Origin of the sequence: Shinella sedimenti (genome assembly GCF_022601905.1) — a bacterium.
Classification (GTDB): Bacteria; Pseudomonadota; Alphaproteobacteria; order Rhizobiales; family Rhizobiaceae; genus Shinella; species Shinella sedimenti.
In genome coordinates, this window is record NZ_JAKVIN010000006.1 from 199,036 (window position 1) to 218,003 (window position 18,968).

Genomic DNA, 18,968 nt, shown 5'->3' on the forward strand with positions numbered 1-18,968 from the left:
GGTCTCACGCCGCCATCGAGAGGATTTTGTGCGCTGCGAAGAAAGATTGCAAGCGGGATCGCAGCCGGGCGCGGAGCGAAAGCCGCGCGCCCGGGAAAACTTTATTCCGGCAGGATGCGCACGGCGCCCTTGTCGGCACTGGCGGCAAAGGCGGCATAGGCCTTCAGCGCCGTCGTGACGTTGCGCTTGCGCGGAGCAGCCGGCTTCCAGCCGAGCTTGTCCTGTTCGGCGCGACGGGCTGCAAGTTCGTCTTCCGAAACGGCAAGGTTGATGGTGCGGTTCGGGATGTCGATCTCGATCAGGTCGCCCTGACGCACGAGGCCGATGGCACCGCCCTGCGCCGCCTCGGGTGAGGCATGACCGATCGACAGACCAGAGGTGCCGCCGGAGAAGCGGCCGTCGGTAATCAGCGCGCAGGCCTTTCCGAGGCCCTTCGACTTCAGGTAGCTCGTGGGATAGAGCATTTCCTGCATGCCCGGGCCGCCCTTCGGGCCCTCGTAGCGGATGACGACAACATCGCCAGCCTTGACCTCGTTGCCGAGAATGCCCTTCACGGCCGCATCCTGGCTCTCATAGACCACGGCAGGGCCCGAGAATTTCAGGATCGATTCATCGACGCCGGCCGTCTTCACGATGCAGCCGTCGAGCGCGATGTTGCCAGAGAGAACGGCCAGGCCGCCATCCTTGGAGAATGGGTGTTCGACGGAGCGGATGACGCCGTTTTCGCCGTCCGTGTCGAGTTCGTCCCAGCGGGCTTCCTGGCTGAAGGCGACCTGGGTCGGGATGCCGCCCGGTGCTGCGCGGAAGAAGGTGCGCACGGTCTCGCTGGAAGTGCGCGTGATGTCCCAGCGGTCGATCGCGTCGCCCAGTGTTTCGGCATGAACGGTCGGGGTGTCGCGGTGGATCAGGCCGCCGCGCTCCAGTTCGCCGAGAATGCGCATGATGCCGCCGGCACGGTGCACGTCTTCCATGTGCACGTCCTGCTTGGCGGGCGCCACCTTTGAAAGGCACGGCACGCGGCGCGACAACTCGTCGATGTCGTCGAGGTCGAAGTCGATGCCGCCTTCATACGCGGCGGCGAGGATGTGCAGCACCGTGTTGGTCGAGCCGCCCATGGCGATATCGAGCGACATGGCGTTTTCGAAGGCTCGCTTGTTGGCGACGTTGCGCGGCAGGATGCTGTCGTCTTCCTGCTCGTAATAGCGGCGGGCGAGATCGACGATCAGGTGTCCGGCCTCGACGAACAGGCGCTTGCGGTCCGCATGGGTCGCCAGCGTAGAGCCGTTGCCGGGCAGCGACAGGCCGAGTGCTTCCGTCAGACAGTTCATCGAGTTGGCGGTGAACATGCCCGAGCATGAGCCACAGGTCGGGCAGGCTGAGCGCTCGATGACCTTGACGTCCTCGTCGGACATCTTGTCATCGGCGGCGGCGACCATGGCGTCGACGAGGTCGAGCGCATGGGTCTTGCCGTGCAGAACGACCTTGCCGGCTTCCATCGGGCCGCCGGAGACGAAGACGGAGGGGATGTTGAGGCGCATCGCAGCGTTGAGCATGCCGGGCGTGATCTTGTCGCAGTTGGAGATGCAGACCATGGCATCGGCGCAGTGCGCGTTGACCATGTACTCGACGGAGTCTGCGATGACCTCGCGCGACGGCAGCGAATAGAGCATGCCGTCATGGCCCATGGCGATGCCGTCGTCGACGGCGATCGTGTTGAATTCCTTGGCGACGCCGCCGGCCTTCTCGATCTCGCGTGCAACGAGCTGACCGAGGTCCTTCAGGTGCACATGACCTGGCACGAATTGGGTGAAGGAGTTCACCACCGCAATAATCGGCTTGCCGAAGTCCGAGTCCTTCATGCCGGTCGCGCGCCAGAGGCCGCGGGCACCGGCCATGTTGCGGCCGTGGGTGGTGGTTCGGGAGCGATATGCGGGCATGGTCAGTTCCTCGGAGATGGACGCGGCTGGCATATGGGGCCTTGGCGGCCGCATTGCGAGCCTTGAGAGGGTTCCCTAGCGCAAAACGCCTCGCGCGTCACGAAAGGAATGACGATTTTTTGCCGTCGCGGCGCAATTTCCTTGCCAGAAGCGGGCTTTGTGCTGACCGTTGTCGGCATGGTGCATTCGTGGCATGGTCCGCGACATGAACGAAAGCAGTCAGGGTTTGGCGGAGGCCGGCGGAGAAGGCGTGGAGGCGGCGCTCGACAAGAGCCCGCTCTACCTGCGTATACGCGACGTGCTGGCCGATGCGATCTCTGGCGGCCGCCTGCCGAAAGGCGCGCTCTTGCTGGAGGGGCCGGTCGCCACGCTTTTCGCCTCCACCCGCACGCCGGTGCGCCAAGCACTCGCCCTTCTCGAAGAGGGGGGCATGGTACGCCGGTTCGACGGGCGCGGGTTCCTTGTCGGACAGGGCCGCAGCGGACCGAAACGGGTGGCGCTGACGGCGGAAATGCTGGGCCTCGACGAGGAGGCGCCGGCGTTGCGCAAGGCCCCAGGCTGGGAGGCAATCTACGAGAGCCTTGAACGGGAAATGGTGCACCTCTCCGTCTTCGGGCGCTACCGCATCAACGAGGTGGAGCTGGCGCGCGCCCGCGGCGTCGGCCGGCAGGTGGCGCGCGATGCGCTTATGCGGCTGGAAGCCCTCGGTATCGTCGAGAAGGACGAGCGCATGCGCTGGACGCTGGTTCCGCTCGATGAACAGCGCATGCGCGACCTGCATGCCATTCGTGTCGCGCTGGAGCCCGTCGCATTGCTGCAGGCGGCCCCCTTCATTCCGCCGGCTGAGCGGCAGGTGATGACGGAGCGGCTGGAGGAGGCGCTGGCCGTCTATCCTGCCCTGTCCGTCGAGGCGATGGATGATCTGGAAACGGACCTGCACATCACCTGCCTTGGCTATTGCCCGAACCGCGAACTGCTGATCGCGTTGCGTCGCGCCCATTTCATGCTGAATGTCAGCAAGCATGTCATCGGCGTCTCGCACCGCATGCCCGAAGACGAGCCCTTCATCGCCGAGCATCTGGCGGTGTTTCGCGCGCTCGACGTCGAGGATTTCGCCCGGGCGGCCGAGACGCTGCGCCATCATATCGTCGTTTCGCTGCCCAAGGTGATCGGCCGCGTTGCGGAACTGCGCGGGGTGCACCGGCCGGACACACCGGCCTATGCGACGCTGGTGGCGCGCGCGGGAGAACCGGCATGAAGGTCAAGCGCATCGTCGCCAATATAGCGACGACCGATCCTGCGGAGGTGGCCGCCTTCTACAGGGAGGTGCTGGGTCTTGACCTGTTGATGGACCATGGCTGGATCGTGACCTATGGCAACCAAAGCCAGACATCACCACAGGTGAGCTTTGCCTCCGAAGGCGGGTCCGGCACGCCGGTGCCGGCGCTTTCGGTCGAGGTCGACGATGTCGAGGCGGCGTATCTGGCTGCGCGTGCTGGCGGTCATACCATCGAATACGGGCCGGTGGACGAGCCCTGGGGGGTGCGCCGCTTCTTCGTGCGCGATCCCGCCGGCACCCTCATCAATATCGTCATGCACACGCGATGATCAGGTGATAGCGCCGACCTGCCAGGGCACGAACTCGTTGTCGCCGTAATCGAAGGCCTCGCTTGCCGTCTTGCGTCCGGACGCGGTCTCGATGACGAATTCGAAAATACGGCGGCCAGCCTCCTCGATCGTCTCGCTGCCATCGACAATGGTGCCGCAGTTGATATCCATGTCGTCCTTGATGTGTTCGTACATGGGCGTGTTTGTGGCGATCTTGATGCAGGGGGCCGGCTTGTAGCCGGAAACCGAACCGCGGCCCGTAGTGAAGGCGACGAGATTGCAACCGCCGGCGATCTGCCCGGTCACGGCCGCAGGATCGTAGCCGGGCGTGTCCATGAAGACGAAGCCCGGCTCCGTCACTTCCTCTGCATATTCATAGACGGCATTGAGCGGCATGGAGCCACCTTTGGCGACCGCGCCGAGTGATTTTTCGAGGATGGTCGTCAGGCCGCCCGCCTTGTTGCCGAAAGAGGGGTTGTTGTTGAGTTCGGCATCATTGCGCGCCGTGTAGTCGCGCCACCAATCAATGCGCGACAGGAGCTTTTCTGCGACCTCCGGCCGGGCGGCGCGGCGGGTCAGCAGGTGTTCTGCGCCATAGATTTCGGGTGTCTCGGAGAGCACCGTCGTCGCACCTTCCTTTACAAGCAGGTCGGAGGCGACGCCGAGCGCCGGATTGGCGGAGATGCCCGAATAGCCGTCCGATCCACCGCATTCGAGCGCCAGCTTGATGCCCGACAGCGGCTGTGGCGTGCGGCGGATGCGGCCGACATCCGGCAGCATGTCGTCGATCATCTCGCAGGCTGCCTCGATCGTCTTTCGCGTGCCGCCCTGGTTCTGGATCATCATGGTGCGGAAGGTCTTGCCTTCCTCCAGCCCGGCCTCTTCCACGAGCGGGCCGTATTGAAAGGTCTCGCAACCCAGGCCGATCATCAGGATGCCGCCGAAATTCGGATTGCGTGCATAGCCTTTGAAGGTGCGCGTCAGAATGCGCCCGCCCTCGGATCTAAGGTTCAGCGCGCAACCGCCGCCATAGGTCAGCGCCACCACACCATCGATATTGTCGTGGCCGGCCTCGCGGAACCTGCGGGCATAATGCTCGGCCACATAGCGCGAGACCGTGGCGGAACAGTTCACGGTCGAGAGGATACCGATATAGTTGCGGGTGCCGATGCGGCCGTTGCCGCGGTCGAAGCCGTCGAAGGTGCGTCGCCGCTCCGCCGGCACCATGACGGGCGGAGCATTGTCCACGCAGAATTCATGTTTCAGTGCCAGGTCCAGGATGGCGAGGTTCTGCAGATGCACATGCTCGCCGGGCTGGATGGCCTTCGTCGCGTAGCCGATGATCTGGCCGTATTTCAGCACGGGTGCGCCCTCGGCAATGAGAGAGATCGCCACCTTGTGACCGCGCGGAATGCGCTCGGCGGCAATGACGCCGTTCACCAGCGCGCGGCCGGCATCGACATTGGCAGGCACGACGCCGACATTGTCCTTAGCGTTGAGTACGAGCACGGCGGGAAGATCGGCAATCATCGCATTTCCTCTGTTGGTCTGCGCATTATGCACTTTGCCAGCAAAAGTCAATATTTATGGCGGCGTGTCGCGATGGCGCGGGGCTATTCACCGGCCGCGCGCTTTTTCCGCGTGCCCCGTCGGTGGACGGATGCCGCTCAAGAGCCTATGTGTTTTGCGTTCACTACGAAGGAGAGGTCCATGCGTCCCATCATCGGCGTCATCGCCGCCGCTTTTGCTGTTCTGTCGCTTGCGGGTTGCAGCACGACGTCGTCGGCCGACAACACCACCTATGCACGCCCGCCGGTTTCGGACGGTGGCATGCGGGTTCCGCTGAACTGATCAACCGATCACGAAAAAAGAAAAGCCGGCCCGCAATGAACGGACCGGCTTTCTTGTTTGGCTTGTGCTTCAGTGGCTGTCGGCGAGCCTTGCGGCATCGATCGCCGAGGCCTGTTCGAAGCGCACGCCATTGAAGAAGGCGTTGAGAACCACAGCGGCGATGGACGCCAGCACGATGCCCGATTCGATGATCGGGTGGATCGCATGCGGCATCCACATCAGGTAGTTCGGCGCCAGAAGCGGAATCAGACCGAAACCGACAGAGACCGCGACGATGAACAGGTTGTTGCGCGAGGACTTGAAGTCCACCGTCGAGAGAATGCGCACGCCTGTAGCCGCGACCATGCCGAACATCACCAGTCCCGCGCCGCCCAGAACGAAGGTTGGCACGGCTTCCACCAGCGCGCCCATCTTCGGGATAAGGCCGAGCACGATCATGATGATGCCGCCGGCCACGCAGACATGGCGGCTTTTTACGCCGGTAACGCCGACCAGGCCTACATTCTGCGAGAAGCTCGTATAGGGGAAGGTGTTGAACAGGCCGCCGATCATCGTGCCGATGCCGTCGACACGCAGGCCTGCCGTCAACTGTTGCTGCGAAACCTGTCGGCCGGTGATTTCGCCGAGCGCCAGAAACATGCCGGTCGATTCGATCATGACGACGATCATGACGAGCGTCATGGTGGCGATCAGCACGGGATCGAAGATGGGCATGCCGAAATGCAGCGGCGTGACGACGGCGAACCAGCCGGCATCCGAAACGCGGTCGAAATGCATCATGCCGAGGATGGATGCGGCGAGACAGCCGATGATCACGCCGCAGAGCACCGCGATATTGCTGATAAGGCCGCGGCCGAACCGGGCGATAAGCAGGATGGAGACAAGCACAAGCGCCGAAAGCGCGATATGGCCGGGCTCGGCATAGATCGGGTTTGGAACGCTCGGTGCGAGGGCAAGACCATCCGGCACGGCCGGGCCGCCGGTTTCTGCCAGCGTCTTCATCTGGGCGAGCCATTCGCTGTGTGCCGGGTCCACCAGCTTGGGGGCGGTGGGGCCAAAGGGATTGCCGAAGATCCAGTTGATGCCCACGCGCATCAGCGAAACGCCAATCACCAGGATGATTGTGCCGGTGACGATGGGCGGGAAGAAGCGCAGCAGCCGGCCCATGACGGGTGCAAGCAGCAACGCGATAAAGCCCGCGCCGATGATGGCGCCGAAGATCATGCGCGCACCCTCCGTGCCCGGCACGGCATTGGCCATGGAGACCATGGGGCCGACCGAGGCGAAGGTCACGCCCATCATGACGGGCAGGCGGATGCCGACGTGGCGCCCAAAGCCGAGAGACTGGATGATGGTGACGATACCGCAGACGAAGAGGTCTGCGGAGATGAGGAAGGCGACGTCCTGCGGGCTGAGCTGCAGGGCGCGTCCGACGATCAGCGGCACCGCGACCGCCCCGCCATACATGACGAGGACATGCTGTATGCCGAGGGTGGCGAGCCTGCCCGTGGGCAACCTCTCATCCACGGGATGTATGCTGGATGCGTCGCTCATGGATACTCCTCCTATCACGTCGACCCCTCAAGTCCCGTCCTCCAACGGGAGGGGGCATCTTTGGGAGCCGGGGTGCGGGCTGCAAGTATAGGCGGGCAATAAACACTTTACGGATTTCCGGGGTAATTACGCACAGGCAGATTACCCGGAAACACCGGACATCATCGAAATTCCGTTTTCGTTTCAAGCGCTTGCGCAATTGGCAAATTTCCACGCAAGCTGTATGCGACGTTATTTGAACGTCAAAGTTGGAGTGTCGTCAACTTTTTCCTGCACGGCACAGCTGTCTTGCAAACGTTATTCGGCCGCGACGGGTGGGGTCGGTTCGGACAGCGTGTCGGCTGTCTCGGGCTTCTTCAGCTTCAGAATGATCGGCGCCACCAGCGATACGGGCTCTTCTCCCATGTCAGGCGTAAAAGTGGGGAAGGGCGCGGCACGATTTGCCATGTCGATGGCGACCGCATCCAGGTCAGGATTGCCTGAGGATGTGACGATACGGGCATCGGAGACCTTTCCGTCGGCAGAAATCCTAAACCCGACGCTGACCTCGAAATCGCCGTCCAGACCGAGCTCGCGCGCTTTTATCACCGCAAGCGTGCTCTGCCGCTTGATCTGTGCGCCGACAGCTTGCGACCAGCTCTTCTTGTCGCTTGGAGCAGGGCGCTGCGACGTAGCATCCTGCGCTGAGGCGGGGAGGGAAAGCGAAATGGCCGCTGCGGCGAAGGCCGCAAGAAAGAAACGTGCCGTCATGTCATCCTCGTTGTCCGGTGGAACATCGGTGATGGCGATAAGCGTTCAATGCGTCATTCCTTCGTGTCGGCAGCCTTGTTGCCGGAGGCGTTCAGAGCGTCCAGCGCTTTCATCGCTTCGTCCGCGGCGTCGTTCGCCTCCGCCCTGCTGGCGGCCGCGCGCGCTTCCGCTTCCACCTGTTCTTCGGCGGTACGGGCAGCATACCCACCCTGCGCCCGCTCGCCAATAGTCAGCCCGAAATCGACCGTCAGCATGGCCAGGAAGAGGGTGCCGGCGATGAGTGCGATGAGCCAGAAATAAAGCCGCATGCGAGCTCCGCTATGCACTGCCAGTTTCTCGGAAATGAGGAGGCGACGCGAACCGATCACGAAACCCGAAAAACAAAAAAGCCCTGTGAAAACAGGGCCTTTTGGATCGAATGGTGGGCGTGACAGGGATTGAACCTGTGACCCCTACGATGTCAACGTAGTGCTCTCCCGCTGAGCTACACGCCCGTTCGATGAGGCGCATAGACCACAAAACATCCGGCGGCGTCAATAGGCTTTTTGAAGCTTTTTTTACGTGCCGTTTTCGTGGTCTTTTCCGAGGCTTAGGCCGCCAGCATCTTGTTGACCTCTTCCACGAGATCACGCAGGTGGAAGGGCTTGGAGAGGACCTTGGCATCCTTCGGAGCCTTGGAATCCGGGTTCAGGGCAACGGCCGCAAAGCCGGTGATGAACATGACCTTGAGGTCGGGATCGAGTTCGGTCGCGCGTCGCGCCAGTTCGATACCGTCCATTTCGGGCATCACGATATCGGTCAGGAGAAGCGAGAAGGGTTCTTCGCGAAGCCGGTCGTAAGCGCTGGCGCCGTTGTCATAGGACAGCACCTGATAGCCCGCCTTTTCGAGCGCCTTCACCAGGAAGCGGCGCATGTCGTTGTCGTCTTCTGCGAGGAGAATCTTAGGTGTCATGGAATTCGGGAACCATTGCTGAGGTTATCTGCCCGCGGAGGGGCGCTGTTGCTACAAGATCGTATTCCGGTAAATATCCGGTGAATGGGGCAGGACAAGCCCCATCCATATGCCATCGAGTATGGACACGGCCTGGGCCCGCTGGCAACATGGGCGACGCAATGACTTTCAGGCATGGTAAAGGACGGCAATGGCGGAGGCTTTCAGCGAAATCAGCCACTTCGAAGTGCTGGAGCCGGTTTCGCAGAGCGTGCCCCTTGTCTTCAACTCGCCGCATAGCGGGCGACGTTATCCACAGGACTTCCTCGCCCGCTCGCGTCTCGATGCCCTCGGCATCCGCCGCTCGGAAGACCATTATGTCGACCAGCTCTTCTCCTTAGCCCCCGCGCTGGGCGCGCCCATGCTTGTTGCGCACTTTCCGCGCGCCTGGCTCGACGTGAACCGCGAGCCCTATGAACTCGATCCGCGCATGTTCGACGGGCCGCTGCCGTCTTATGCCAATATCAGCTCGATCCGCGTTGCGGGCGGGCTTGGCACGGTGCCACGGGTCGTTGCGGAGAACATGGAAATCTACAACGGCCGTTTGCCGGTGGAAGAAGCGCTCGAGCGGGTGGAAACGGTCTACAAACCCTATCATGCCTGCCTGCGCCGCCTCGTGGTGCGCACGCACGTTGCCTTCGGCTTCGCCGTCCTGATCGATTGCCATTCCATGCCTGGAAATATCCGCGTTTCCGGTTCGGGTCTGCGCCCGGACTTCATCATTGGCGACCGGTACGGCACCAGCGCATCCGGGGACCTGTCGCGCGTCGCCATGCGCCTGCTGGACGACATGGGATTTTCCGTCGTGCGCAACAAGCCTTATGCGGGTGGTTTCATCACGGAGCATTACGGCCGGCCCGCCAAGGGGTTGCATGCGTTGCAGATCGAGGTGAACCGCGGGCTCTATATCGACGAGACGACACTGGAGAAGAAGCCCGACTTCGCGGTGCTGCAGACGGCGATCTCTGCTTTCCTTCAGGACTTTTCGGATTACGTCGAGGAATATGCGGCCGACCGGTCGCTCGCTGCCGAATAGGCCCCGTTTCCTTCCAAAAAAAACCGCGCTTGTGGCGCGGTTCAAGTCTAGGGAGGAAACACCCAAGGAGGGTATTACAGCCACAAGTGACTGCCAGAAAACCCTAATGCTGCGCTGCACAAATGTCAAGTGCGGCTGCGAAGTATTCATCGCCCTGGAACAGATGACGCGACGGCGGTGACTCTCTCCAGTTTCGTTTTTCCTGCCAATGTTTTATGGGAAGGACAGTTTCCTTCGCTTGAGAGAATTCCATGCTGCCTGATCGTGCTTTTTTCGACCTTCTTGCCGAAGCGGCCAAGAAGGAAACTCTTCCGCGCTTCCGTGTCGGCGCGGACGTTGTCAACAAGGAGGCCGGCGGCTTCGATCCGGTGACGGAAGGCGATCGCGCCGCCGAAACCGCAATCCGCGCGCTGATCGAGCAGCATTTTCCCGAACACGGCATTCTCGGCGAGGAACACGGCTCCGTCGGTCTCGACCGTGAATATGTCTGGGTGATCGATCCTATCGACGGCACCCGCGCCTTCATTTCCGGCGTGCCGGTCTGGGGCACTCTGATTGGCCTCTATCGCAACGGCGATGCGGTCATGGGAATGGTCGACCAGCCTTTTACCGGCGAACGCTATTTCGCTGATGGCAAGGCCGCGCATTATGCCGGCCCGGATGGCAGCAAGACCCTGGCCACCCGGTCGTGCCCCAGCCTTGCCGATGCGATCATGTTCACGACCTCGCCGCATCTATTCACCGGCGGCGGACGGGACCGTTTCGAGGCCGTTCAGGACAAGGTTCGCCTTTTCCGCTATGGCGTCGATTGCTACGCCTATGCGCTGCTGGCGGCCGGTCATGTCGATCTTGTCGTGGAATCCGGGCTGAAGCCCTACGATGTGGGCGGCCTAATTCCCGTCATCGAGCAGGCGGGCGGCATCATCACGGCATGGGATGGCGGGCCGGCGGAGCGCGGCGGGGAGATCATCGCGGCCGGAAGCCGCGCGGTCTATGACGAGGCAATCGCGCTGCTCCAGGGCTGAACGGCTCAGGCTCCGAGGCTGGTATCCTCGGCGTCGCTGCCCGGAATGAATGCTTCGATGGCGGCCAGCACCTGGGCGCGATAGCGGTCTGCTTCCTGAAACAGCTCATGCCGCGCGCCGTCAATTTCGATCAGACGGCCGGCGCGGAAGATGCGGGCAAGATTTCCGACCGCGGCGCGTGGCACAAGGGCATCGGAGGTCGCACAGAGCAGAAGCGTGGGAATGCGGATGCGCGTCAGGTGATCCTGCCGCGTCACCTTCGCCATCGCCGCGAGCGCCTGGTTGAGCCAGCGTGCCGTTGGCCAGCTGATCGATAGTTCCGGATGTTCCGTAACGATGGCGAGGTTGCGCCGGAAGCGGCGTTCGTCCGATGTCACGATATTGCGTGGAAAATCGAGACGTGGATCGCCCTTGCGAAAGGTGCGCTTGCCGAGCCCGGACCAGGAGGCGAGCCGCGCGATGATGGAAATCTTGCGCTGGCTCATGGTCTGCCCGTCAAGCGCGATGAAGGGCGAGGCCAGCACCATGCGTTCGATGCGGTTTTCCAGGCTCGGCGCCTGCGACAGCGCGACAAGCGCGCCTGTCGAATGGGCGACGATGAAGAAGGGCAGGCGGGCGTCCGGCAGCACGATCTTTTCAAGAAACAGCGAGAGGTCGGCCTCATAATCTGAGAAGCGTGCGACATGCCCGGCCCGGTTGCCTGCGATCAGGCGGTCCGAGCCGCCTTGGCCACGCCAGTCGAACGTCGCCACCCACAGGCCGCGGGCGGTGAGGTCGTTGATCGTCTCGAAGTATTTCTCGATGCACTCGCTGCGGCCCTGCAAAAGAACGACGGTGCCTTTCGCTTCCCGCGTGTTCGAGCGGAAGACGGCGTAACGGATCTTCACGCCGCCGCTGCCTTCGAGAAAACCGGCAAAATGGTTCTCGGGAACGGGGTTGTCGGTGCTGGCGTGGAGGATCGGATCCATCGGGGCAGGCGGTCTCGAGGTTGCTAGTGGATGGATAGGCGCTTGGTCTCTGGCCGTCAAAGAAAAAAGCCGGATGCATGTGGCAACGGGGGTGGCACACATGCAGCCGGCGCAGTTTAACCAGGGCGGAAGGGACGTTGCACCCCGGTCTTCGAAAGCTTTCGCTTCCGATGTCGCGTTTCTAGCAAGGCCAAGCTGAACGATATCCGAAGCGCACGTTCATCCGCCGTTCATGCCGGAAAAATCGCGTAGCCGTCTTCCGGCCGCGGCAACCCCTTGAACGGGCCGAAAGACGTTCCCATCTCATTGACACGGGCGCCGAAAGGGCTCGTCGAGGTCTTCGTCGCCAGAATGGGGCGCAGACCGGATGAACCGGGCTGACCCTTCGGAAATCAGGGGCAGCCTTCAGAAAGATCGCAACCGTTGCTCTGAAGGAGGACACCATGCGTCACGTCGATTTCTCCCCCCTCTACCGTTCCACCGTCGGTTTCGACCGTCTTTTCACCATGCTCGATAGCCTTGGTCAGCCTGATCAGGCTCAGACCTATCCGCCCTACAATATCGAGCGTACCGGCGAAGACACCTACCGCATCACCATGGCCGTTGCCGGCTTCGATGAAAGCGAGCTTTCGATCGAAGCGCGCGAACATGCGCTGACCGTCAAGGGCGAAAAGAAAGACGAAACGGCTGATGAAAGCCAGTATCTCTACCGCGGCATTGCCAAGCGCGCTTTCGAGCGCCGCTTCCAGCTCGCCGATCATGTGGAAGTGCGCGCCGCTTCGCTGAAGAACGGCCTTCTCCACATCGATCTTCTTCGCGAGATTCCGGAAGCCGCCAAGCCGCGCCGGATCGAGATTGCGGCCGTCAACCGCGAAACCAAGCAAATCGAAGCCCAGAGCAACTAAGCCCGGCTTTATCGGAGTGAGGAGGGCGGTGCCGCAAGGCGCCGCCTTTTTCGTTTCAGAGAGCCGAAAGGAAGGCGTCGACGTCGGCCTCGCGGGTTGCGAAGCTTGTCACCAGGCGCACCAAGGTCTCGTCGTCGCGCATGGTCGCTTTCACGGCCGGTCCGGCGGGCCAGTCATAGAAGGCCGCACCTTTTTCCCGCAGCGTTTTCAAGACATCGTTGCGGATGATGGCGAAGAGTTCGTTCGATCCGGTTGGCCAGGCGAGGCGGGCCTTGTCGGAGGTTGTAAAGCCGTTCGCGAGGCGGTTCGCCATACCGTTGGAATGGCGGGCGAGAGTAAGCCACAGGTCATCGCGGAAATAGGCTTCGAATTGCGCGGCGATGAAGCGCGACTTGGAAAAGAGCTGGGCGGAGCGCTTGCGCAGGAAATGCATCTGCTGGGCTTTCGATGTGTCGAAGAGGACCAGAGCCTCCGCACACCAGCAGCCGTTCTTCGTGCCGCCGAAGGAGAGAATGTCGACGCCGCGTTTCCAGGTCATCTCCGCGGGGCTCGTCCCCAGATGCACGAGCGCATTGGCAAAGCGTGCACCGTCCATATGAAGTGGCATTCCGGCGTTCTTCACGACATCGGAAAGGGCGGCGATCTCGTCCAGCGTATAGGCCGTGCCGGCTTCGGTCGCCTGTGTTATGCTGACCGCCATCGGCTGGCCGCCATGCACGAAATCCGGCGGAAAGCGGCCGATGGCCGCGGTGAGCGCATCGGGCGTGATCTTGCCCGCCGGTCCATCGACGGGCACGAGCTTGGCGCCGGTCGCAAAGAATTCAGGGGCGTTGCATTCATCGACATTTATGTGGGCCTCGCGATGGCAAAAAACCTGACCACCGGGCCGGTTGACGCTTGCGAGCGCAAGCGAATTGGCTGCCGTGCCCGTGCCGACGAGGAAAACGGCGACATCGCGCTCGAAAATTTCCGAGAAGGTTTTTTCCACACGCTTGTCGAGGGTGCTGGTGCCGTAGGCCGGGGCGAAGCCGCCAGTGGCCTCCACAAGGCTTTGCGCAATGTCTGGATGGGCGCCGGCCCAGTTGTCGGAAGCGAAAAACATAGGAATCTCTGTACGGTTCAAGGCTGCGCAGACCATAATGCAGAAACCAAGGCGATCAATCGCCGCATTGATCCGGCATGGTGCGGTCGTCGAAAATGAAAGGAACGGAAACAATGTGGCGCCGTCCCGTAATTTAATTTCGGGCTTTCGTGGAAGGCGGCAATTTTTCTTCATAAGGTCGTGTTTATTTGGCATGATGGCCTTGCAGGCCAAGGGCGTTTCTGGCATAGAGCACATGAAATAGGACAGGGTTGCTGTCCTATTTCGGTCAAGAGACCGAGCGACGCCCCTCCCACGAGGCCGGGGCAGAGGCGACGGGCCAGGAGAGCCGCTCTCCAGAACGCCCCGCCGCCCAGGACGGTCCGATGATCGCTAGCTGATCGGTCGTCTTGGTTGACCGCGTCACGCTCAGGAACAGACAGTCATGGCCGAGGCTTGCTGCAACGCAGGCCGCGGCCATGTGGGTGGAAGCAAAAGCCTGCGAAATGCGGGCCACAGGAGAGAGACATGGTGAAGACCCAAGCACATGATTATCGGCAGACCCGGGCGCAGACGACGACTGCGACGGGCGCCAAAACGCGCGCTTCCGCCCTGGGCCTGCCAAAAAAACAAGGACTCTATGATCCGCGCAATGAGCACGATGCTTGTGGCGTCGGTTTCGTCGCGCATCTGAAAGGCAAGAAGTCGCACCAGATCGTGCAGGACGGGCTGTTCATGCTCGAGAACCTGACGCATCGCGGTGCCGTCGGCGCCGACCCGTTGATGGGCGACGGTGCGGGCATTCTCGTACAGATTCCGGACCGCTTCTTCCGCGAGGAGATGGCCAAGCAGGGCGTTACGCTGCCGAAGGCAGGCGAATACGCCGTCGGCCACATCTTCATGCCGCAGGACGAGAAGCTGGTCGATTATTTCAAGAAGGTCATCGGAGATGTCGTCGCGGAGGAGGGGCAGGTTCTGCTCGGCTTCCGTGATGTGCCGGTCGACAATTCCTCTCTCTCCAAGGCGCCGGAGATCGCAGCCACCGAACCGCGCCACGTTCAGGTCTTCATCGGCGCCGGTCGTGAAGCCGCGACGAGCGACGAGTTCGAGCGCCGTCTCTTCACGCTGCGCAAGGTGATCTCCAACCGCATCTATGACGAATATGAAGGTGAGGAGAGCAACTTCTATCCGGTCTCGCTTTCCGCGACGACCATCGTCTACAAGGGTATGTTCCTGGCCTATCAGGTCGGGGCTTATTACAAGGATCTTGCCGATCCGCGCTTCGAGTCCGCCGTCGCCCTCGTGCACCAGCGCTTCTCGACCAACACCTTCCCGTCGTGGAAGCTCGCGCACCCCTATCGCATGGTCGCTCATAACGGCGAAATCAACACGCTGCGCGGCAACGTCAACTGGATGGCGGCCCGCCAGGCCTCGGTCTCCTCGCCGCTCTTCGGTGAAGACATCACCAAGCTCTGGCCGATCTCGTATGAGGGCCAGTCGGACACCGCCTGTTTCGACAACGCGCTCGAATTCCTGGTGCGCGGCGGCTACTCCATGGCCCATGCCGTTATGATGCTGATCCCCGAGGCTTGGGCCGGCAACCAGCTGATGAGCCCCGAGCGCAAGGCGTTCTACGAGTATCACGCCGCCCTGATGGAGCCGTGGGACGGCCCCGCTGCCGTCGCCTTCACGGATGGCAAGCAGATCGGCGCGACGCTTGACCGCAACGGCCTGCGTCCGGCCCGCTATATCGTGACCGATGACGACCGCGTCATCCTGGCGTCGGAAGCCGGCACGCTTCCGGTCAAGGAAGAGAACATCATCAAGAAGTGGCGCCTCCAGCCCGGCAAGATGCTGCTTATCGACATGGAAGAGGGCCGTATCATCTCCGACGAGGAGGTGAAGTCGTCGCTCGCCGCCAAGCACCCCTACCGCGACTGGCTGGATAATACCCAGATCATTCTGGAAGACCTCGGTCCGGTCGAGCCGCGGGCGCTGCGCCGCGACGTCTCGCTGCGCGACCGCCAGCAGGCCTTCGGCTACACCCAGGAAGACACCAAGCTCTTGATGTCGCCCATGGCGACGACGGGGCAGGAAGCGATCGGTTCCATGGGTACGGACACGCCGATCTCGGCCATGTCCGACAAGACCAAGCTGCTCTACACCTATTTCAAGCAGAACTTCGCGCAGGTGACGAACCCGCCCATCGACCCGATCCGCGAGGAATTGGTCATGAGCCTCGTTTCCTTCATCGGTCCGCGTCCGAACATTCTCGATCATGGCGGCGCGGCCAAGGCCAAGCGCATGGAAGTGCGTCAGCCGATCCTTACCAATGGAGACCTCGAAAAGATCCGCTCCATCGGCCATGTCGAGGATCTCTTCGACACCAAGACGCTGGATTTCACCTATGACGTGGCGCGCGGTGCCGACGGCATGCCGGAAATGCTGGAGCGGCTGTGCGAGCGCGCCGAGCAGGCGGTCAACAGCGGCTACAACATCATCGTGCTTTCCGACCGCCAGATCGGGCCGGACCGCGTGGCGATCCCGGCACTGCTCGCAACGGCCGCCGTGCACCATCACCTGATCCGCAAGGGTCTGCGCACATCGGTCGGTCTCGTCGTGGAGACCGGTGAGCCGCGAGAAGTGCACCATTTCTGCCTGCTCGCCGGCTACGGCGCGGAAGCGATCAACCCGTATCTCGCATTCGACACGCTCACCGACATGCACAAGCGGGGCGAGTTTCCGAAGGAAGTCGATGCCGAGGAAGTCGTCTACCGTTACATCAAGGCGATCGGTAAGGGCATTCTCAAGGTCATGTCCAAGATGGGCATTTCGACCTACCAGTCCTATTGCGGCGCGCAGATCTTCGACGCCATCGGGCTGTCGTCCGAACTGGTCGACAAGTTCTTCTTCGGCACGGCGACCACCATTGAGGGCGTCGGCCTGGAACAGATCGCCCGGGAGACCTTCAACCGTCACAAGGCGGCCTTCGGGCGCGATCCGCTGCTTGCCAACACGCTCGATATTGGCGGCGAATACGCCTATCGCATGCGCGGTGAGGAACACGCCTGGACGCCCGACGTCATCGCCTCCCTGCAGCACGCGGTGCGCGGCAATGCCGCCGACCGCTACAAGGAATTCGCCGAACTGGTGAATGCCTCGTCGCTGCGCATGAACACGATCCGCGGCCTGTTTTCCATCAAGGGCGCGGAAGCGGCGGGTCGCAAGCCCATCTCCATCGATGAGGTCGAATCCGCAGCTGATATCGTCAAGCGCTTCTCGACGGGCGCCATGTCCTTCGGCTCTATTTCCCGCGAGGCACATACCACGCTCGCCGTCGCCATGAACCGGATCGGCGGCAAGTCGAACACCGGCGAAGGCGGCGAGGAGAGCGATCGCTACCTGCCGCTGCCTGATGGTTCGTCCAATCCCGAGCGTTCGGCGATCAAGCAGATCGCGTCGGGTCGCTTCGGTGTGACGACGGAGTATCTCGTCAATGCCGACATGCTGCAGATCAAGGTGGCGCAGGGTGCTAAGCCCGGCGAAGGCGGACAGCTTCCCGGCCACAAGGTGGATGCGACGGTTGCCAAGACCCGTCACTCGACACCGGGCGTCGGCCTCATCTCGCCGCCGCCGCACCATGATATCTACTCGATCGAGGATCTGGCGCAGCTCATCTACGACCTGAAGAACGTCAATCCCAAGGCGGATATCTCGGTGAAGCTCGTTTCGGAAGTCGGCGTCGGCACGGTTGCCGCCGGGGTCGCCAAGGCGCGCGCGGACCATATCACGGTCGCGGGCTTCGACGGCGGCACGGGCGCTTCGCCGCTCACCTCGCTGAAGCATGCCGGCTCCCCCTGGGAAATCGGCCTTGCGGAGACCCACCAGACACTGGTGCTCAACAAGCTGCGTTCGCGCATTGCCTTGCAGGTCGATGGTGGCTTGAAGACCGGCCGTGACGTCGTCATCGGCGCGCTGCTGGGCGCCGACGAGTTCGGTTTTGCCACCGCGCCGCTCATTGCGGCCGGCTGCATCATGATGCGCAAGTGCCACCTCAACACCTGTCCGGTAGGGGTCGCCACGCAGGACCCGGTTCTGCGCAAGCGTTTCAAGGGTACGCCCGAACACGTCATCAACTACTTCTTCTTCGTGGCCGAAGAGGTGCGTGAAATCCTGGCCTCGCTCGGCGTTCGCTCGCTGAACGAGATCATCGGCGCCTCGGAACTGCTCGAGAAGGAGAAGATGATTTCGCACTGGAAGGCCAATGGTCTCGACTTCTCTCGCATCTTCCACAAGGTGGATGCGCCGAAGGAGGCGACCTACTGGACCGAGCGGCAGAATCACCCGATCCACGACATCCTTGACCGCAAGCTCATTGAGCAGGCGAAGCCGGCGCTTGGATCCAAGACGCCCGTTGCCTTCGAAGTCGACATCAAGAACGTCGATCGGTCGGCCGGTGCTATGCTTTCGGGTGAAGTGGCCAAGCGTTACGGCTTCAAGGGTCTGAAGGACGATACGATCTCAGTGAAGCTGCACGGCACGGCGGGCCAGTCCTTTGGCGCGTTCCTTGCCCGCGGCATTACCTTCGATCTGGTCGGCGCCGGCAACGACTATGTCGGCAAGGGCCTGTCGGGCGGCCGCATCGTCGTGCGTCCGCCGGAAAACAACCGCGCGGTGCCGCATGAATCGATCATCGTCGGTAATACCGTTCTGTACGGCGCGATTGCAGGCGAGTGCTACTTCAACGGCGTGGCCGGCGAGCGTTTCGCCGTGCGCAATTCCGGTGCCGTCGCCGTCGTCGAAGGCGTGGGTGACCATGGTTGCGAGTACATGACGGGCGGTGTCGTCGTCGTCATCGGCCAGACGGGGCGCAACTTCGCGGCCGGCATGTCGGGCGGTGTCGCCTATGTGCTTGACGAAGCCGGCGATTTCGCCCGTCGCTGCAACATGGCGATGGTCGAGCTCGAGCCGGTGCCGGAAGAAGACGACATGCTGGAGAAGCTGCACCACCATGGCGGCGACCTCATGCACAAGGGCATGGTCGACGTGTCCGACGACATGACGCGCCATGACGAGGAACGGCTTTATCAGCTCGTCTCGAACCACCTGCACTATACAGGTTCGCCGCGAGCCAAGGAGATCCTCGACCATTGGGCCGATTATCGTCCGAAATTCCGCAAGGTGATGCCGGTCGAGTACCGCCGCGCGCTCGAAGAGATGGAGCGCATGAGGATGGGGGTCGCTGCCGAGTGAGGCAGCGGT

The 18,968-nt window shown here is 62.2% G+C and carries 15 protein-coding genes and 1 tRNA gene; 7 read left to right on the forward strand and 9 right to left on the reverse strand.

Annotated elements, in window-relative coordinates; genetic code table 11:
• Positions 1–101: 101 nt before the first annotated feature.
• Positions 102–1,937, reverse strand: a complete 1,836-nt coding sequence (gene ilvD, locus MKI86_RS15240) for a dihydroxy-acid dehydratase (RefSeq protein WP_241601888.1) — start codon at positions 1,935–1,937, stop codon at positions 102–104.
• Between the two features lie 205 nt (positions 1,938–2,142).
• Between ilvD and MKI86_RS15245 the strand changes: the two genes are divergently transcribed.
• Both MKI86_RS15245 and MKI86_RS15250 read left to right on the forward strand, forming a co-directional pair.
• Positions 2,143–3,195, forward strand: coding sequence for a GntR family transcriptional regulator (locus MKI86_RS15245; protein WP_241601901.1), 1,053 nt, complete (start codon positions 2,143–2,145; stop codon positions 3,193–3,195).
• On the forward strand, positions 3,192–3,545 hold the full coding sequence (locus tag MKI86_RS15250) for a VOC family protein (protein WP_241601905.1): 354 nt from the start codon (positions 3,192–3,194) through the stop codon (positions 3,543–3,545). The genes MKI86_RS15245 and MKI86_RS15250 overlap by 4 nt, the downstream gene beginning before the upstream one ends.
• On the opposite strand, the gene MKI86_RS15255 is transcribed toward MKI86_RS15250, so the two are convergent.
• Entirely contained in the window at positions 3,546–5,075 is a 1,530-nt protein-coding gene (locus MKI86_RS15255) for a UxaA family hydrolase (RefSeq protein WP_241601907.1), read from the reverse strand.
• A 180-nt stretch (positions 5,076–5,255) separates the two neighbouring features.
• Between MKI86_RS15255 and MKI86_RS15260 the strand changes: the two genes are divergently transcribed.
• Positions 5,256–5,396 (forward strand): YgdI/YgdR family lipoprotein, encoded by a 141-nt coding sequence (locus MKI86_RS15260; protein ID WP_241601910.1) that lies wholly within the window; start codon positions 5,256–5,258, stop codon positions 5,394–5,396.
• Between the two features lie 69 nt (positions 5,397–5,465).
• Here the strand turns inward: MKI86_RS15260 and MKI86_RS15265 are convergent, their stop codons facing one another.
• The 5 genes from MKI86_RS15265 to cpdR1 all read right to left on the reverse strand — a co-directional run bounded on the left by MKI86_RS15265 (position 5,466) and on the right by cpdR1 (position 8,652).
• A complete protein-coding gene (locus tag MKI86_RS15265; RefSeq protein ID WP_241601913.1) occupies positions 5,466–6,950 on the reverse strand; it encodes a nucleobase:cation symporter-2 family protein in 1,485 nt (494 codons plus the stop codon).
• 297 nt (positions 6,951–7,247) lie between these two features.
• Complete coding sequence (locus tag MKI86_RS15270) at positions 7,248–7,700, reverse strand: energy transducer TonB (RefSeq protein ID WP_241601918.1); 453 nt, start codon at positions 7,698–7,700, stop codon at positions 7,248–7,250.
• Positions 7,701–7,753: 53 nt separating this feature from the next.
• Positions 7,754–8,008 (reverse strand): hypothetical protein, encoded by a 255-nt coding sequence (locus MKI86_RS15275; RefSeq protein ID WP_241601921.1) that lies wholly within the window; start codon positions 8,006–8,008, stop codon positions 7,754–7,756.
• Between the two features lie 111 nt (positions 8,009–8,119).
• Positions 8,120–8,194, reverse strand: a tRNA-Val gene (locus MKI86_RS15280).
• A 95-nt stretch (positions 8,195–8,289) separates the two neighbouring features.
• A complete protein-coding gene (gene cpdR1 / locus MKI86_RS15285) occupies positions 8,290–8,652 on the reverse strand; it encodes a response regulator CpdR1 (RefSeq protein ID WP_023512679.1) in 363 nt (120 codons plus the stop codon).
• 190 nt (positions 8,653–8,842) lie between these two features.
• On the opposite strand from cpdR1, the gene MKI86_RS15290 reads away from it, so the two are divergent.
• Together MKI86_RS15290 and hisN are read left to right on the forward strand one after the other, a co-directional pair.
• Complete coding sequence (locus MKI86_RS15290; RefSeq protein ID WP_241601924.1) at positions 8,843–9,727, forward strand: N-formylglutamate amidohydrolase; 885 nt, start codon at positions 8,843–8,845, stop codon at positions 9,725–9,727.
• 251 nt (positions 9,728–9,978) lie between these two features.
• Complete coding sequence (gene hisN / locus MKI86_RS15295; protein ID WP_241601927.1) at positions 9,979–10,752, forward strand: histidinol-phosphatase; 774 nt, start codon at positions 9,979–9,981, stop codon at positions 10,750–10,752.
• 5 nt (positions 10,753–10,757) lie between these two features.
• On the opposite strand, the gene MKI86_RS15300 is transcribed toward hisN, so the two are convergent.
• Entirely contained in the window at positions 10,758–11,720 is a 963-nt protein-coding gene (locus MKI86_RS15300) for an alpha/beta fold hydrolase (RefSeq protein ID WP_241601936.1), read from the reverse strand.
• 443 nt (positions 11,721–12,163) lie between these two features.
• On the opposite strand from MKI86_RS15300, the gene MKI86_RS15305 reads away from it, so the two are divergent.
• The gene (locus tag MKI86_RS15305) at positions 12,164–12,625 is read left to right on the forward strand and encodes an Hsp20 family protein (protein ID WP_241601939.1); all 462 of its coding nucleotides are present in this window, start codon (positions 12,164–12,166) and stop codon (positions 12,623–12,625) included.
• Between the two features lie 55 nt (positions 12,626–12,680).
• On the opposite strand, the gene MKI86_RS15310 is transcribed toward MKI86_RS15305, so the two are convergent.
• Positions 12,681–13,727, reverse strand: a complete 1,047-nt coding sequence (locus tag MKI86_RS15310; protein ID WP_241601942.1) for a threonine aldolase family protein — start codon at positions 13,725–13,727, stop codon at positions 12,681–12,683.
• A 507-nt stretch (positions 13,728–14,234) separates the two neighbouring features.
• Between MKI86_RS15310 and gltB the strand changes: the two genes are divergently transcribed.
• Positions 14,235–18,959: a glutamate synthase large subunit gene (gltB, locus tag MKI86_RS15315; RefSeq protein WP_241601945.1), complete on the forward strand. Its 4,725-nt coding sequence runs from the start codon at positions 14,235–14,237 to the stop codon at positions 18,957–18,959.
• Positions 18,960–18,968: the final 9 nt, after the last annotated feature.